This is a genomic window from Pseudomonas sp. Sample_23 (genome assembly GCF_004307595.1).
Lineage (GTDB): Bacteria > Pseudomonadota > Gammaproteobacteria > Pseudomonadales > Pseudomonadaceae > Aquipseudomonas > Aquipseudomonas atacamensis.
This window is the reverse complement of record NZ_RCNX01000035.1, coordinates 46,721-61,952: the sequence shown is the minus strand read 5'-3', so window position 1 is coordinate 61,952 and position 15,232 is coordinate 46,721. Positions and strand designations below refer to the sequence as shown.

At 59.6% G+C, this 15,232-nt stretch carries 12 protein-coding genes and 2 tRNA genes; 5 read left to right on the top strand and 9 right to left on the bottom strand.

Going from position 1 to position 15,232, the window contains the following annotated elements; all coding sequences use genetic code 11:
• Positions 1 to 13: 13 nt before the first annotated feature.
• Positions 14 to 340 (bottom strand): DUF3077 domain-containing protein, encoded by a 327-nt coding sequence (locus D8U82_RS08295; RefSeq protein WP_024011889.1) that lies wholly within the window; start codon positions 338 to 340, stop codon positions 14 to 16.
• 474 nt (positions 341 to 814) lie between these two features.
• Between D8U82_RS08295 and D8U82_RS08290 the strand changes: the two genes are divergently transcribed.
• Genes D8U82_RS08290 through D8U82_RS08280 form a run of 3 tightly spaced genes read left to right on the top strand, consistent with a single transcriptional unit; the run spans position 815 to position 2,962 of the window.
• Positions 815 to 1,582 (top strand): MarR family transcriptional regulator, encoded by a 768-nt coding sequence (locus D8U82_RS08290; protein WP_123442999.1) that lies wholly within the window; start codon positions 815 to 817, stop codon positions 1,580 to 1,582.
• Position 1,583: 1 nt separating this feature from the next.
• Positions 1,584 to 2,282: a hypothetical protein gene (locus D8U82_RS08285; protein WP_123442998.1), complete on the top strand. Its 699-nt coding sequence runs from the start codon at positions 1,584 to 1,586 to the stop codon at positions 2,280 to 2,282.
• Entirely contained in the window at positions 2,279 to 2,962 is a 684-nt protein-coding gene (locus D8U82_RS08280) for a serine/threonine protein phosphatase (protein WP_125925226.1), read from the top strand. The genes D8U82_RS08285 and D8U82_RS08280 overlap by 4 nt, the downstream gene beginning before the upstream one ends.
• A 186-nt stretch (positions 2,963 to 3,148) precedes the next feature.
• Here D8U82_RS08280 and D8U82_RS08275 read toward each other — a convergent pair whose 3' ends face one another.
• From D8U82_RS08275 to D8U82_RS08260, 4 genes are all read right to left on the bottom strand, one after another.
• Positions 3,149 to 4,444, bottom strand: a complete 1,296-nt coding sequence (locus D8U82_RS08275) for an AcvB/VirJ family lysyl-phosphatidylglycerol hydrolase (protein WP_130902016.1) — start codon at positions 4,442 to 4,444, stop codon at positions 3,149 to 3,151.
• On the bottom strand, positions 4,444 to 7,083 hold the full coding sequence (mprF, locus tag D8U82_RS08270) for a bifunctional lysylphosphatidylglycerol flippase/synthetase MprF (protein WP_125918034.1): 2,640 nt from the start codon (positions 7,081 to 7,083) through the stop codon (positions 4,444 to 4,446). The genes D8U82_RS08275 and mprF overlap by 1 nt, the downstream gene beginning before the upstream one ends.
• 279 nt (positions 7,084 to 7,362) lie before the next feature.
• Positions 7,363 to 7,439: transfer RNA gene (locus D8U82_RS08265), tRNA-Met, on the bottom strand.
• Positions 7,440 to 7,656: 217 nt separating this feature from the next.
• Positions 7,657 to 7,733, bottom strand: a tRNA-Met gene (locus tag D8U82_RS08260).
• Positions 7,734 to 8,012: 279 nt separating this feature from the next.
• On the opposite strand from D8U82_RS08260, the gene dinB reads away from it, so the two are divergent.
• Positions 8,013 to 9,074: a DNA polymerase IV gene (gene dinB / locus D8U82_RS08255; protein WP_038861106.1), complete on the top strand. Its 1,062-nt coding sequence runs from the start codon at positions 8,013 to 8,015 to the stop codon at positions 9,072 to 9,074.
• 126 nt (positions 9,075 to 9,200) lie between these two features.
• Here the strand turns inward: dinB and D8U82_RS08250 are convergent, their stop codons facing one another.
• From D8U82_RS08250 to D8U82_RS08235, 4 genes are all read right to left on the bottom strand, one after another.
• Positions 9,201 to 10,154, bottom strand: a complete 954-nt coding sequence (locus D8U82_RS08250) for a hypothetical protein (protein WP_073475925.1) — start codon at positions 10,152 to 10,154, stop codon at positions 9,201 to 9,203.
• Between the two features lie 17 nt (positions 10,155 to 10,171).
• Positions 10,172 to 11,887, bottom strand: coding sequence for a proline--tRNA ligase (locus tag D8U82_RS08245; protein WP_130902015.1), 1,716 nt, complete (start codon positions 11,885 to 11,887; stop codon positions 10,172 to 10,174).
• 129 nt (positions 11,888 to 12,016) lie between these two features.
• Complete coding sequence (locus D8U82_RS08240; protein ID WP_024011895.1) at positions 12,017 to 13,576, bottom strand: AmpG family muropeptide MFS transporter; 1,560 nt, start codon at positions 13,574 to 13,576, stop codon at positions 12,017 to 12,019.
• Positions 13,577 to 13,619: 43 nt separating this feature from the next.
• Positions 13,620 to 13,973: an MGMT family protein gene (locus D8U82_RS08235; protein ID WP_016771391.1), complete on the bottom strand. Its 354-nt coding sequence runs from the start codon at positions 13,971 to 13,973 to the stop codon at positions 13,620 to 13,622.
• 165 nt (positions 13,974 to 14,138) lie between these two features.
• On the opposite strand from D8U82_RS08235, the gene D8U82_RS08230 reads away from it, so the two are divergent.
• Positions 14,139 to 15,146 carry a DUF481 domain-containing protein gene (locus tag D8U82_RS08230; protein WP_024011896.1) on the top strand — a complete coding sequence of 336 codons (1,008 nt, stop codon included), beginning with the start codon at positions 14,139 to 14,141 and terminating at the stop codon, positions 15,144 to 15,146.
• Positions 15,147 to 15,232: the final 86 nt, after the last annotated feature.

Sequence of the window (15,232 nt, the reverse complement as noted above, 5' to 3'; positions counted from 1 at the left end):
GGGTTCTGTGGTGTTAGTGGCTTTCAGGCAATTCTTCTTCAGATTCGGTCTTTGTGCGAGCAGGTCGCGGCATCAGCGCTTGAATCACATCATCAATCAAGGCTTTGCCCATCACCGTCAGATAATGCGCCGCCCAGGCATGGCGGTCGGTGTCTCTTATGAAGGCAGCGTCCTCGGCGAAGGATTTGGCGAGGGACAGCAGGTCGGAGGATTGGGACAAGGCATCGATGATCGGGATGCCGGCGCGGACGTTGAAGAACGCTCGATCCGAGTTGTAGAGGAAAGGGGTGAAGCCGATGGTTTTAGCGTTTGCAAGTCCGTGCAGATCAGTTTCGGTCATCGTGTTACTCCTTGGTTCGAAGTGCCGCGACTTTCGTTACCACGCGAAAGGGAGGCAACTGTACGCAGGGTGGTAAACCGGGAACCAAGGAAACCGGCACGCCCGAAAGCGTCCCACGCACAGCCGCCATAACTTGAGGAGCGCGCTGTTGCGATGGTTTCTCCGGGTTACCACACCCGATCGCTGAATGGGTCAGCGACGTCCGGAGAGTATCCCGTCGAAAAACAGCGCAATAGAGCGGCAAAGCGCCCGAACACGAGTTTCGGAGTTTGCCTACAAGGTCTGTGGGCGTCATCTGATATTGCGAAACTGGAAGTAAACGATACTAAACGTCTGACACGAACACAGCCATGACGATATGCGGGCAAGGTATGCAGCGATTAGTGATTTACCCAAGGGCTTGACGACCCGGCCTCGGTAGTGAGACAAGTGTCCACGTTTTATGGAATGTGGACACTTGAGGTTTTGATCTAAATGAAGAGTCAAGACATTTTACTATTGTTCAAAATGGCCAGTCTCCACGCTCAGGAAGAGAACCTCATGGGGGAGATGGAGGCCGAATCGAATTCGGACAGGGTCGAAGAGCTGCTCAGGCCTTATGTCGTCAGCCGAATGACCGCAGGGCAAAGTGTGGGGAAGCCATTGGTCACCTATTCCACTGATGGGGAAGACACTCTCTTCCTGCGCCGCGAATTCGACTCGCCTTTCGCTGATGGGCCAGGTTGGGAGGGATGGGCGGAACCGGCATCTGATCCACCGCTGACAAGTTGGAGTGATCGGTACTCCTTACGTGCGCTGTCTGCCTCTCTCGGACTGAGCAAAAGCGAAGTCTCAAATGCTCTCGCCCGGTGCCGGGAATCTGGATTGCTCATTCATGATTACGACACCGGGCTTGCCAAAGTGCACCGCCGGGAACTGCTGAAAATTACCGAGCACGCGCTGAAGTACTTCTTCCCGGTCAAGCCTGGCGCGATGGTTCGTGGCATACCCACAGGTTTTGCAGCGCCTGCGCTGTCCAAAAGCATCAAGAGTGCGGGTGGTTTGATTCCGGTCTGGCCGGATGCGCAGGGAACCGAGCGAGGCCAAGCGATCGAGCCGCTTTACAAAACAGTGCCGGAAGCGGTGAAAAAAGACCGGATTCTTTACCACTATCTGGCGCTCGCTGATGCAATCCGTCTGGGTGGTCCGCGTGAGTGTGGTGTGGCAATCAGTATTCTGAAGGCAGGGATGGGGCTGAAATAACATGTCGTCAAACGCGGATCACAACTACGAACTCATTGAGTTCGTGGCTGGAGGCTTGGGCGAGGCGTTTCTCGCCGAAGTTGCTTTTGTTGGCGGTTGCACAACCGCCATGCTGGTTACAGATACAGCCGTGCTGGACGACATTCGTTTCACTGATGACGTTGATCTAGTGATCGAGTTGGCCGGTATCAGCGCCTGGAACCAACTCACCGAACGGCTGGCGGCCAAGGGATTCAAGATCACGGGTGAGGACGAGGTGAATTGTCGTTTTCGCTTCAATGACGTTGTCGTGGATGTCATGCCTTCCGACCCTGCAGTGCTCGGCTATGCCAACCGCTGGTTCGTCGAGGGGCTGGCGAGGGCGGATAAATTCACCCTGCCCAGCGGCACTGCCATCCAGATATTCCAGCCCGCGTATTTTCTCGCGACGAAACTGGAAGCTTTCGCCGGTCGGGGAAATGGCGATCCTTATCACAAGGATGTCGAGGATATGATCATCTTGATCGATGGTCGGCCTGAGCTGTTGGAGGAGGTGGTCCAGGCTGACAAGGACCTCAAGGCATTCATTACAGAGGGAGTCCAGAAGCTGATGGCGCTCGATGGGGTTGGCTACGTGATCGAAAGTTCAGGCTCGGTGCAGGCGAATCCAGGCAGAGGGCAGATTATTCACAGGCGTATGAAAGCGCTGGCCAGCGCATGAGATACCTCTCCCGATCAATCACTGGGCAAGCCAGCAGAGCAAATAATGACTATGCCGGAGCTACCTGTGAGGGTGACCGTGGTTTTTTTGTTGTCGCGGATGGCACTTCAAGGCGCGGCAGTGGACAGCTGGCTGAATGCTTCGTAAGCGGCATGTTGGCGGCTCATTCTACACAGTTGGAGCAGGGGGGCTATCCTGCAGAACCCGGAGCTATCGAGCGTCTATTGGGTTCAATACTGTCGGATTTTCATGCGTCGTTGCCTGCTGATCAGACGGGAGCCATCTGTTACCTGATTGGCTTGGTCGCTCATGGCCGACTCACCGTTGCATACGAAGGTGACTGTTCATGCGGGATTGTGACGCTGTTGGGAGCCATCGAGTGGATTACGCCTCCTCACTGCAAGGCCAATTGGCGGCGCGACCGTTCGCACTGTGAGTTGGCGCAAGATCCAGCTCGAAATTCAGTAACGCGATGCTTGAAGATCAACCGGGTTCCGAACCCTGACTTTGTTTGGTGTGAACTGGAGGCTGTTGAGCGCTTGGTATTTGTCACTGATGGCTTTTGGGCGGACTTGACGCAAGTCCAGCAAAGCAGTTTGTTGGCGGCGCCGGATAGCGACTTTAGCGTTGGCGACGATGATGTCACGTGGATAGATGTTCAGCTTGGCCGGCGGGACTGACGAGTTGTCTGAGTCCGGCACAATACCCTGTGGGAGCGCGAAGACGTAGTGTCAGTCGACGAATCTGTAAACTGACCCACCGCTTCGCGAGCAAGCTCGCTCCCACAGGGATTTTGGTGGCGGCTGGAATGTAAAAAGCCCCCGTAACTGCGAAGTTGTGGGGGCCTTTTGTGGATGCGGCTCAGATCACTCTTCGGCGACCGAGTCCTTGCTCTGGCGCTTCTCGATCAAGTCCACCAGACGCTTGGCCAGCGCCGGGTAGTTCTCGTCGAAGTGGTGGCCACCAGGCAGTTTCACCGCTTCACCAACAGCAGTCTTGTCCGTGCAGCCACTCTCATCCGTCTCTTCTTCACCATAGATGCACACAACCTTGGCCGCCGGCAGTTTGGCCATTTCCGGGCCGGTGGCGGCTTCTTTGCCGGCGTTACCCAACCAGCCTTCGACTTCGATTTCAAAGCTGCCGGTGCGGGCGAAGGCGAGCAGGATGATCGCGTCGACGCGTTGCTGTTCGTTTTCTGGCAGGCGGTTGTAGATCGCCGGGAGGACGTCAGCGCCGAACGAGTAGCCGGTGAGGATGAAACGCTTGGTGCCCCATTTCTGCCGGTAGTGCTGCATCAGTTCGGTGAGGTCGAGCGCGCTTTGCTCGGGGCTTTTGTGCTGCCAGTAGTAGCGCAAGGTATCGATGCCGACCACCGGGTAGCCGATCTTGGCCATTTCCCCGGCCACGTCGCGGTCGAGGTCGCGCCAGCCGCCGTCGCCGGAGAGGAACAGGGTCACGGTGTCGTTGGCCTGACCGGCCGGCACTTCCACGACCGGGATCGCCAGACCGCCGTTGGCCTTGTCGCCGCCGACGAGGATTTTGCGCAGTTCGTTGTTCAGCACTTGCGGCAGATTGATGTCGTAGTCGCTGATGCTGGTTTCGGCGTTTGGTTGATCGCGTACGAAACCTGCGCTGGCGTCGTCCGGGTTATCGTTCCACGCCACCAGCCAGTGGCCGTGGGCGGCGGATTTCGGCAGCAGGTGGGTGCAGCCGGGTTTTTCCAGGGCCAGATCGACGGAGATGGCCTGGGCCTTGTCGTCTTTCTGTTCCGCCAGCCAGCGCCACGCCAGTACGGCGCCAGGGCCGATGCCGCTGACCAGGGTGGCCGGGCCATTCAATTCGCGCAGGCCCGATTGCAGGGCACGGCTTTGCAGCAGGCAGTCCTTGGGCAGGATCACCTGAACGATCTGCGCCGAGGCGCTGCGGCTGAGGGTGGTCAGTTGTTTCTCGGAGAGCTTCTGTTCGTCGGTGACGGCAACCAGCACCTGAGCCTTCGGCTTGCTGCCGGGGATCACGCGGGTCATGGCTGTGCCATCGGCGGGTTTCAGTTGTTCGACGGTCGGTTCCGGTGCCGGACGTTTGAGGTACCAGTAACCGCCGCCGGCAATCACGGCCAGCACGAGCAGGGCGGCCAGGATGTACTTCAGGGAGCGTTGAATCATCAGCGTTTCACCAATCCAGTCAAGCCGCCCGCGATCAGGGCAGCAGTGTCGGCCAGCGCCACGAGCGGATCGAGTCCGGCGGGCACGGCCATATAACGGGGTTCCCAGTCAGGCTGGAACTTGTCTTTGAAACGGCGCAAACCTTGGAAGTTGTACAGCTGCTCACCACGGCGGAAAACCATCGAGCCCAGGCGCTGGGTCAGCGGTGCGCCGCGCCGGGGTTGCAGCCCCGACAACGGCACCATGCCCAGGCTGAAGCGCGCGTATCCGTGACTCTTATAGTGTTGAATCAGGCCGACCATCATGAATTCCATGGTCAGCTTCGGCGCTTCCGGGTGCGCGCGCATCAGATCGAGACTGGCCAGATCGTGGCTGTAGGTCTCGAGCAGATTGGCGAACGCCACCGGGCGGCCTTCGAAGCGAATCACCGCAATGCGGAAATGCTTCAGGTAATCGTCGCTGAAACGGCCGAGGGAGAAGCCTTTCTCACGCACGTTCTTGCCGGTCAGCCAGGCATCGGAAATCACCTTCAGCTCGTCCATCGGCGCCTGGCCCGGCTCATGGATTTCCAGCGACAGACCATCGCGGGTGCCACGGTTCCAGGTGTAGCGCAGGTCCTTCATCTCCTTGCCCTTGGCTTCCAGATCGAAGCGCAGCAGATCGACCCGGGCTTCTTCGCCGAGCTTGATCGCCGTCAGGCCGATGTCCATGTAGTACGGCAGGTTCTCCGCACGTACCTGATAGAAAACCGGGCGCGTATGGTGGATGTCGCAAAGGTCGCGGAACTGCCAGATCATTTCCGCACGTTGCTGGCTCGGCCCGATCGGGTCGTACAGCGCCACCAGACTGCGGCCACGACGGGCGTACATCAGGAACGCCTCATCGTTGGGATGAAACAGCAACGCCTTGTCACCGGTCAGCGCGAGGCCGCCGTCGGGTTGTGACGAGGCCATGAGGATTTTTGCCGCGCGATCCAGTTCGTCCGGCGTCGGCAAATGAATCACCGGGCGCGCGGTGCGCAGCAACCAGGTCAGGGAGATGATCACCAGCAACACCGCCGCGCCGAGCAGCGAGCGCAGGCCACGCGGCGCGTCAGCATCGAGGGTGAACTGCCACCACAATTGATGGCTGTAGGGCACGTCCTGATAGGCGAACAGCAGCAACCAGGCCGAAGCGCCCAGCACGCAGAGACTGGCGACCAGATACAGCGGAGAAAACGGCAGTTCGGTCAAACGGCTCGGGCGATAGAAGGAGCGGCGGAACACGCCGAGCAGCGCGGCCGTAAACGTCATCAGCGTGGCTTCTTCCCAGTCGAAGCCTTTGAGTAGCGAGAGCAGGGCGCCGACCAGCAGCAGAATGACGGTCAGCATCCACGCCGCCGACAGGCGTCGGCGCAGACCTTGGGCGAGCAACAGACACAAAACGCCAATCAGGCTGGCGCCGAAGTGCGACGCGTCGACCAGGCGATGCGGGATCAGAAAACCGATGTGTTCCAGACGCGTGTCGATTTCCGGTGTGGCGCCGGAAAACAGCAGCACCACGCCAGACAGAAACACCAGCACCGCCAGAACCGGCGCGGCCAGACCGGACGCGGCGCGCATGGTCTGGGATTGGAACAGGCGCTGGCCTTCGTTGATCAGCAGCAATACGCAAGCGACCAGCAGCGGCAGCACCACGTAGATCAGGCGATACAGCAGTAGGGCAGCGGCCAGCGGTGCGGCGCCAAGCTTGTCGGCAAACGCGGCGAGCAGAATCGCCTCGAACACACCGACGCCGCCAGGTACATGACTGAGGACACCGGCGGCGAGGGCCAGCAGGTACACCAGCAGGAACGGCGCAAACGGCGGCGCTTCCGGCAGCAACAAATACAGAACGGTGGCGGCAGCCGCGACGTCGAGGGCGGTGATTACGAGTTGAAGAAAGGTCAGGCGCCGACCCGGCAGACGCAGGGTGCGCCGCCCGGCACGGACCAGCAGATTGTCGGGGTAGGGTTGTTCCGGCAGACGACGGCGATAGATGCCGATCGCCAGCACTGCACCGAGGATCAGTACGGCAGCGGCGACCGAGCCGAGCAAGACTTCGGACAGTCCCAGCGCTTGCGAGGCGGCGGGCAGGTTGCTCAGGGTGGCCAGCGCTGCCAGTGGCGGCAAGGCGCAGCCCAGCGAGAGGCTGGCAAATAGCGTCATGTGCGCAACTTCCGACGCACCGACGCCCAGTCGCGCATATAAACGATAACGAACCGAGCCGCCGGACAGCAGCGACAGACCAATGGCATTGCCAATCGCAAATGCAGTGAAGCCGCCGAGCGCGAGGGTGCGCGGCGGCAGTTTCACGCCAGCGTAGCGGCTGGCCGACCATTCATAGCCGAGCAGAATGATGAAACCGACCACGGTCGCGCCAATGGCGCCAAGCAGGGCGGGCTTCGGCACGTCAAGAATCGAGTCATGCAATGCGTCGAGATCAAGCTCGGCGAGCAGATGGCGGCAGGCAATCAGGGCAATGGCAAACAGCAGCAACGTGACGGCCAGACCGATCGGCTGACGGTATTTGCTTAATCGATCCAGCCAGCGCAAACGCTCGGGTTTGATCGGTTGTTCTGCTGTAACGGTGTCTTGTGGATCAGACGAGTTGGCGCGCATCAATCACCTCTTGGATTGTGCGCGACAGGATGGAGGTATCCAGCCAAGTTACCAATCCCTGTAGAAAAAAATAATCACAAAATACTACGCCTCTCGTCGGGCATCGGCGAGGGCAGTTCCTGGATTGCAGAAACCCTGTCTGCGACTCAAGCATAGTCGCAAGTCAGTGGTTCTGATGATCCCCAGCGGTTCACTGCACAGTGACAGATCATTGTTGCGAAAGGACTTTTTCAACAGATACAAAAAAGGCCACTCTTTCGAGTAGCCTTTTTTGATGTTTGGTTGCGGGAGCCGGATTTGAACCGACGACCTTCGGGTTATGAGCCCGACGAGCTACCAGACTGCTCCATCCCGCGTCTGTGTGGCGGCATTCTACAGGCGAACGACGAGGTGTCAACCGCTAATCCCGGAATGGGCCAAATAACTGCGAAATCGCGGCAAACGGTCGCAGGTGATGCGTAAGTTTCGGAAATGCAACGAATTGCCGTTTCGCTAGCGATTGAGCAGGGCGCCCGTTTGCAAAACAGACGCGCACAAAAAAGGCCACTCTTTCGAGTAGCCTTTTCTGATGTTTGGTTGCGGGAGCCGGATTTGAACCGACGACCTTCGGGTTATGAGCCCGACGAGCTACCAGACTGCTCCATCCCGCGTCTGTGTGGCGGCATTCTACAGAGGTTCGCGAGTGTGTCAACCGTCGATCTGGATAAATCTGTTGAGGTTCAAGCGCTTAGCGTATTTTCGCGGCGGTTGGCCGGCGCGCAGGGCAGGTAGCGCAAGGCTTTCAGCTCTATTGCACCTTGATCTGTGATTGAAAAAATAAATTCAGCGGAAATCTCCTACGGTCGGAAAAGAACATTCAACCACTGGTGCTATATACAGGTGCCAATGAGATACTGCCGCTCCGGCTTACCACGTTGTCTTTTTCCGACATGACCCAGCGAAAAATCATCCACATCGACTGTGACTGTTTCTACGCCGCCATCGAGATGCGCGATGATCCGCGTCTGGCCGGCAAGCCGTTGGCGGTGGGTGGTTCGGCGGATCGACGCGGGGTGATCGCCACCTGCAATTACGAAGCGCGCGCCTATGGTGTGCGCTCGGCAATGGCTTCCGGGCATGCATTAAAGCTGTGCCCGGACCTGACCATCGTCAAGCCGCGTATGGAGGCTTATCGCGAAGCTTCGAAAGAAATTCATACGATCTTTGCCGACTACACCGACCTGATCGAGCCGCTTTCGCTGGACGAGGCCTACCTGGATGTGTCGGACAGCGCGCATTTCGGCGGCAGCGCCACGCGCATCGCCCAGGACATTCGCCGCCGGGTCTCCAACCAATTGCACATCACCGTTTCCGCAGGCGTTGCGCCAAACAAGTTTCTGGCGAAGATCGCCAGCGACTGGAAAAAACCCAACGGTTTGTTCGTGATCACCCCGGATCAGGTCGAAGAGTTCGTCAGTGGTCTGCCGGTAAGCAAGCTGCACGGCGTCGGCAAGGTCACCGCCGACAAGCTCGGCAAGCTCGGCATCGTTGACTGCCAGCATCTGCGCGAGTGGGGCAGGCTGGCGCTGGTGCGCGAATTCGGCAGTTTCGGCGAGCGCTTGTGGAATCTCGCCCGTGGAATCGATGACCGGCTGGTGCACAACGACAGCCGCCGTCAGTCGATCAGCGTGGAAAACACCTACGACGTTGATCTGCCGGACTTGCGCAGCTGCCTGGAAAAATTGCCCGAGTTGCTCGATACCCTGAAAACCCGCATGGCGCGGATCGACAGCAGTTATCGACCGGGCAAGCCGTTCGTCAAAGTCAAATTTCATGATTTCACCCAGACCACGCTGGAACAGGCCGGGGCAGGGCGTGACCTGGGCAGTTATCAGTTGATGCTGACGCAGGCGTTCAATCGCGGCGGCAAACCGGTGCGGTTGTTGGGGGTGGGGGTGAGGCTGGAGGATCTGCGCGGCGGGTTTGAGCAGATGGAGTTGTTTGAGCGGTAGATTTGCGGCGTATTCAGATAGTCATCGCGGGCAAGCCCGCTCCCACATTGATCGATGGTGAAACACATATTGTGTGAACACCCATAAACCCTGTGGGAGCGGGCTTGCCCGCGATGCCTTTAGCTTTTAATTCGGTCCCGGATCAGCCACTAAGCGCCCGGCATCCTTGGCCAGGGACTTGAGAAACTCAGTCTGCAACTCAGGATCATTGCGGGTCAGTTCGATCAGGCTTTGTTCCAATTCGCTGGCTTCTTCTTCCAGGCCCAGCTCCGACAGGCGTTTGACCCGGTGTACCCACTGGCTCACCTCATCATCTTCCAGGTCGTCATAAATCAGCCCGTGCGCCTCGATCAACTTGCCGCGCAGGTGGCCGCTGAGCATCAGGGTCGAGTCGGTATGCACGTCGTCCTTGGCGTCTTCGACACTGATCTGCAAGCGGCCAACATGGTTGAGGTCATGTTCGGCGAACGGACTGTCGAGCAGGTTCAAGCGCAGCACGCCGTTGCGATCAGTGGTCATGTCGAACGTCTGCTTGCCGGCCTTGACCTGCACCGGTCGTTCGCTCCACGGCAGGCTCGAATACTCCGTGCGCTTGTCGCGCTGGACTTCGTCGATGCCCGCGAGGTTCTGCTGCGCGCGACCATTGGACTGCACGTTCATGAACGGGTTGAGCCCGGCAAAACCGTAGCTCAGCCAATCCTTGGTGACGCTGTCCGGCAGGTTACCGAGGGCAAACACGTTGACCACGTTGGCACCGACACCACCGACCACGGCCACCGCCCCCAGCGGAATCTCGTAGACTTCGCGCCAGGGTTGATAAGGCGTGTAGCGGTCGTAACGGCGGGTGACCTCGAACTCGGTGACTTCGAAAGTCTTCTGCTCGTTGATCTTCACGCGTCGCTGCGGCAGCTCGAGCACCTTGGGCTCGCCGACATCGATCTGCAGGCTGTGATCGAGCAGTTTTCGCTCGACCCGCTCTTCGTGCTCGCTGCGTTGCGACATGTGATTGGCGCAGCCGCTGACCAGCAGGGCGCCGCACAGGGCGGCGCCACCGAGGCCTAAGGTGTTTCGCTTGAACATGACGTCTCTATCTGGTTTCAGCGGCGGATACGGGCCTGAAGGAAGGACACAAGATCGGCCACCGGCAGTGCTTGCGCCTCTGCTTCGGAACGACTCTTGTATTCCAGGTTGCCTTCGGCGAGGCCGCGGTCGCTGACCACGATCCGGTGTGGAATGCCGATCAGCTCCATGTCCGCAAACTTGATGCCCGGGCTGGTTTTCTTGTCGCGATCGTCCAGCAGCACTTCGAAGCCGGCCGCCGTCAGTTCGGCGTACAGCTTGTCGGTGGCTTCGCGCACCTGCTCGGTTTCATAGCGCAGCGGTACCAGCGCGATCTGGAACGGCGCCAGGGTGTCGCTCCAGATGATGCCGTTGGCGTCGTTGTTCTGCTCGATGGCAGCGGCGACCACGCGGGAAACGCCAATCCCGTAGCAGCCCATTTCCAGGGTCACCGGCTTGCCGTTTTCGCCCAGCACTTCGCACTTCATCGCCTTGCTGTACTTGTTGCCCAGCTGGAAGATGTGGCCGACTTCGATGCCGCGCTTGATTTCCAGCGTGCCTTTGCCGTCCGGGCTTGGGTCGCCGGCGACGACGTTGCGCAGGTCGGCAACGGTCGGAACCGGCAGATCACGCTCCCAGTTCACGCCGAAGTAGTGCTTGTCGTCGATGTTCGCGCCAATGCCGAAGTCGCTCATCATCGCGACCGAGCGGTCGATGATGATCGGCAACGGCAGGTTCAGCGGGCCGAGCGAACCGGCGCCGGCGCCAATCGCGTCACGCAGTTCGGCATCGGAGGCCATCACCAGCGGGCTGGCCACGCCAGGCTGGTTGGCAGCCTTGATTTCGTTCAGTTCGTGGTCGCCACGAATCACCAGCGCGATCAGCTTGCCTTCTTCTTCGGCGTGGACGATCAGGGTCTTGATGGTCTTTTCAATCGGCAGATTGAATTTTTCCACCAGCGCCGCGATGGTCTTGGTGTCAGGCGTATCGACCAAGCGCAGTTCTTCGGTTGGCGCAGGGCGCGAGGTTTCCCGAGGCACCGCTTGGGCTTTTTCGATGTTCGCCGCGTAGTCGGAACCGTTGCTGAAGACGATATCGTCTTCGCCGGACTCGGCCAGCACGTGGAATTCGTGGGAGCCGGCGCCGCCGATCGAGCCGTTGTCGGCTTCTACCGGACGGAATTTCAGACCCAGACGCGTGAAGATGTTGCAGTAGGCTTCATGCATGCGGTCATAAGTGATCTGCAGCGACGCCTGATCAGCGTGGAAGGAGTAGGCGTCCTTCATGATGAATTCGCGGCCGCGCATCAAACCGAAGCGTGGGCGGATTTCATCGCGGAATTTGGTCTGGATCTGGTACAGGTTGATTGGCAGCTGTTTGTAGCTGCTCAACTCGTTGCGCATCAGATCGGTGATCACTTCTTCGTGGGTCGGGCCCGCGCAGAAATCACGACCGTGGCGGTCTTTGATGCGCAGCAGCTCAGGGCCGTATTCTTCCCAGCGCCCCGATTCCTGCCACAGCTCGGCCGGTTGGGTGCTCGGCATCAACACTTCCAGAGAACCGGCAGCGTTCATTTCTTCGCGAACGATGGCTTCGACCTTGCGCATGACTCGCAGGCCCATCGGCAGCCAGGTGTACAGGCCCGAGGCAAGCTTGCGGATCATGCCGGCGCGCAGCATCAGCTGGTGGCTGATCACGACCGCGTCGGAAGGCGTTTCTTTCTGTGTGGCGAGCAAAAATTGACTGGTGCGCATGGTTGGCCGTTGTCGGTTGCTATGACTGGAAATGACGGAGCAGTGTACCGGCGAGTTTTGCTGACGTACAGAAGTGTGGCCGGCGGAAGGCGCCAGCGGCGGGATTCCTCCCGCCATTGGCGAAGCGTCCTACGATTCTTCGGTGACGGGCGTCGGTGCAGGCTCGGGCGTCGGTGTCTGCCCTTCGCGGCGGCGTTCCTGGAACCAGTGCAGCGCGATCAGTAGCAGCGTTGGTACGCCGAGCAGGGCAGTGATGAGGAAGAAGCTGTGATAGCCGAACTTCTCGACCAGCACGCCGGAATAGCCGCCCATCAGGCGCGGCAGCAGCAACATGATCGAGCTGAGCAGGGCATATTGCGTTGCGGAAAACTTCAGGTTGGTCAGGCTCGACAGGTAAGCGACGAACGCCGACGTCGCCAGGCCCGAACTGAAGTTGTCGAGGGAAATGGTCACCACCAGCATCTGCAGGTTCGGGCCCATGTCCGCGAGCATGACGAACAGCAGGTTGGTCGCTGCCGAAGACACACCACCGATAAACAGGATCGGCAGAATGCCGAAGCGCACGATCAACAGGCCACCCATGCCGGCGCCGACGAGGGTCATGATCAGGCCGAAAATCTTGCTGACACTGGCGATCTGATCCTTGGTGAAACCCTGGTCGATGTAAAACACGTTGGCCATGACGCCCATTACCGTGTCGGACATCCGGTAAGTGGCGATCAGGCCCAGCAGCAACAGCGCCTGCCAGCGATAACGCAGGATGAAGTCATTGATCGGCGTGAGTACCGGCGCCAGTCCGCGCCGGCCCATGGCCGACAGGCACATGCCGGTGAGCAATATATAGAGGATGGCGCGCAGAAAGGCGCGGTCTTCGAGAAGTAGGTCGAGCGGGCTCATGTCACCGAACAGCACGCCGGCGAAATCGGTGTTGTACAGCTGGGTGAACATCGCCGGCACGGAAACCAGCAAAACGATCAGCACGAACACCGACATCAGTTGATGCATGAACGTGTAGCGCCCGGCCTGCAACTGCGTGCGCAGCGGCACCGGTGGTTCGCGCATGAACAGCGTGGTCAGCAGTGCGGGCACCATCAATGCGCCAAACAGTACATAGGTGCCGGTCCACGCCGCGTGCTTATAGTTGAAGCCGGTTGAGCCGAAACCTTCGGCGAAGAACAGCGCGCCGGCGGTGGCGAGCAGGGCAGCAACACGATAACCGGACATGTAGCTGGCGGCGAGGGCGGCCTGGCGGCTGTCATCGGCGATTTCCAGGCGATAGGCGTCGACCGCGATATCCTGCGTGGCCGAGGCGAAGGCGACTACGACGGCAATGGCGATCAGCCAGGACAAATGCTTCTGCGGATCACAGAAGCCCATGCCGATCAGCCCGAGAATCACCAGTGCCTGGGAGAGCACCAGCCAGGAACGGCGGCGGCCGAGCTTGCCCAGCAAGGGCAGGCGCCATTGGTCGAGCAGGGGCGACCAGACCCATTTGAACGCGTACGCCAGGCCGATCAGGCTTGCATAGCCAATGGTTTCACGGGCCACGCCTGCTTCACGCAGCCATACGGAGAGCGTCGAGAACACCAGCATGTACGGCAGGCCGGCGGCAAAACCGAGCAACAACAGCACGAGCGTCGAAGGACTGGCATAGGCGGCGAGCGCGGCGCGCCAGGTTTTACGGGGCATGGGCTGAAGTCTGCCTCAAAATTGCGAAAACAAAGCGCGCACTCTAACCGCTGTGCTCTACCGGACGCCAGCCATGGCGCCGAATATCCACACGATTGTTCTGGACGGTGATGCCTTCCATGCGCAATCGCGCACGTTGTTCATCACCGGAAGGGCTGCCGACCGGCAGACTGATGCGCCCGCCGGCGCCGAGTACGCGGTGCCAGGGCAGCTTGGTGTCGCCGGGCAACTGGCTCAAAGTCCGCCCGACCCAGCGCGCGGCGCGGCCCAGCCCGGCGAGTTCGGCCAACTGGCCATAACTGACGACTTTGCCTTCGGGCACTTGCGCGAGCGTCGAGTAGAGTGCCGTGCGTCGGATTTGCGCATCGTTTTCGACGCTGTCGAGCGGGTCTTTCACGTACTCGGCTCCTGAGCATTGGCGTGACGATGGCGACAAGGGTAATCGCTCGTGGCCCAGTTGAGAAATGAACTCAATTGAAATAGTCCGGTCAGTCCTTGTCATGGGCAAAATCCTACGGATAATGCCGACCCTTTTCGCCAACTCTGAGCCCCCGATCTGCTTATGTTCCCCAGAACCCTGTTGTGCCTTGCTGTTTTCAGCGCGTCCACGCCCCTGCTTGCCGACACCGTCTGGTTGAAAAACGGCGACAAGCTGAGTGGCACTATCACGGTTTTCGACGGCGGCAAGCTGTTGATCCAGACCAAATACGCCGGCGCAGTGGCGATTGACTGGAAAGAGGTCAAGACCCTCGACAGCGATCAGCATCTGCTGGTCAAGCAGGACGCCTATGCCGGCGAAGTGTCGAAGTCGCTCACCGCGGCCGACGATGGCAAGGTCACCCTGGCCAACGGCGAGGCGCCGAAGACGGTCGAGCTGGCGAGCATTCAGCAGATACTCAAGCCCAAGCCGATCGTCACCGACCTGGTGTGGAAGGGCAACGTCGATCTGGCGCTGGACTATCAGCGCGCCGAAAAGGACACCGACGATTACGACGTTGCCTTCAAGACTTCTGCTCGCCATGGCCGCTGGCGGCATACCGGCGAGGGCGAGTACAACCGCGAAGTCCAGGATGCGGAAACCACCACCAACAACTGGCGCGCCGAATACTCCCTCGACCGCTTCCTCACCGATCAGTGGTTCTGGCAGGGACGCATCAACTACAAGCGTGATCACATCGAAGAGCTGGCGCGTCAGCGCGTGGTCGGTACCGGTCCCGGCTACCAGTTCTGGGACGACGAACTCGGCGCGTTCTCGCTGGGCTCGTTGCTCAACCGCACCGACTATGAATACCGCGATGGCAGCAAGGACAACTTCTATTCCGTCGCGATGAAGTGGGACTACAACCGCTACCTGATCGGCAAGAAGGTCGAGTTCTTCACCAATGGCGAAGTCGGCAAGCCGCTGTCGGGCGTTGCCGATTACGCGCTGGATGCCGAGCTGGGCCTGCGCTACAAGGTCACCGACTGGGCGTCGCTCAACCTCAAGGCCGAGCGCGACATCATCAGCGGCACCAACGATGCGGATCTGAACAAAACCCGATATACCGCAGGGTTTGGCGTGGCCTGGTAAGCACAAACGAAAAATCGCAGCCTTTCGGGTTGCGATTTTTTTTGCCTGAACAAAACAGGCGCCCACAAAAAAGCCCCGCTTTTAAG

What these genes read in the sequence shown, in the direction of transcription:
- D8U82_RS08230 (WP_024011896.1), top strand. Translation starts at nt 14,139, where the DNA reads ATGTTCCCCAGAACCCTGTTGTGCCTTGCTGTTTTCAGCGCGTCCACG.
- D8U82_RS08245 (WP_130902015.1), bottom strand. Translation starts at nt 11,887, where the DNA reads ATGCGCACCAGTCAATTTTTGCTCGCCACACAGAAAGAAACGCCTTCC.
- D8U82_RS08285 (WP_123442998.1), top strand. Translation starts at nt 1,584, where the DNA reads ATGTCGTCAAACGCGGATCACAACTACGAACTCATTGAGTTCGTGGCT.
- mprF (WP_125918034.1), bottom strand. Translation starts at nt 7,083, where the DNA reads ATGCGCGCCAACTCGTCTGATCCACAAGACACCGTTACAGCAGAACAA.
- D8U82_RS08275 (WP_130902016.1), bottom strand. Translation starts at nt 4,444, where the DNA reads ATGATTCAACGCTCCCTGAAGTACATCCTGGCCGCCCTGCTCGTGCTG.
- D8U82_RS08290 (WP_123442999.1), top strand. Translation starts at nt 815, where the DNA reads ATGAAGAGTCAAGACATTTTACTATTGTTCAAAATGGCCAGTCTCCAC.
- D8U82_RS08295 (WP_024011889.1), bottom strand. Translation starts at nt 340, where the DNA reads ATGACCGAAACTGATCTGCACGGACTTGCAAACGCTAAAACCATCGGC.
- D8U82_RS08240 (WP_024011895.1), bottom strand. Translation starts at nt 13,576, where the DNA reads ATGCCCCGTAAAACCTGGCGCGCCGCGCTCGCCGCCTATGCCAGTCCT.
- dinB (WP_038861106.1), top strand. Translation starts at nt 8,013, where the DNA reads ATGACCCAGCGAAAAATCATCCACATCGACTGTGACTGTTTCTACGCC.
- D8U82_RS08280 (WP_125925226.1), top strand. Translation starts at nt 2,279, where the DNA reads ATGAGATACCTCTCCCGATCAATCACTGGGCAAGCCAGCAGAGCAAAT.
- D8U82_RS08250 (WP_073475925.1), bottom strand. Translation starts at nt 10,154, where the DNA reads ATGTTCAAGCGAAACACCTTAGGCCTCGGTGGCGCCGCCCTGTGCGGC.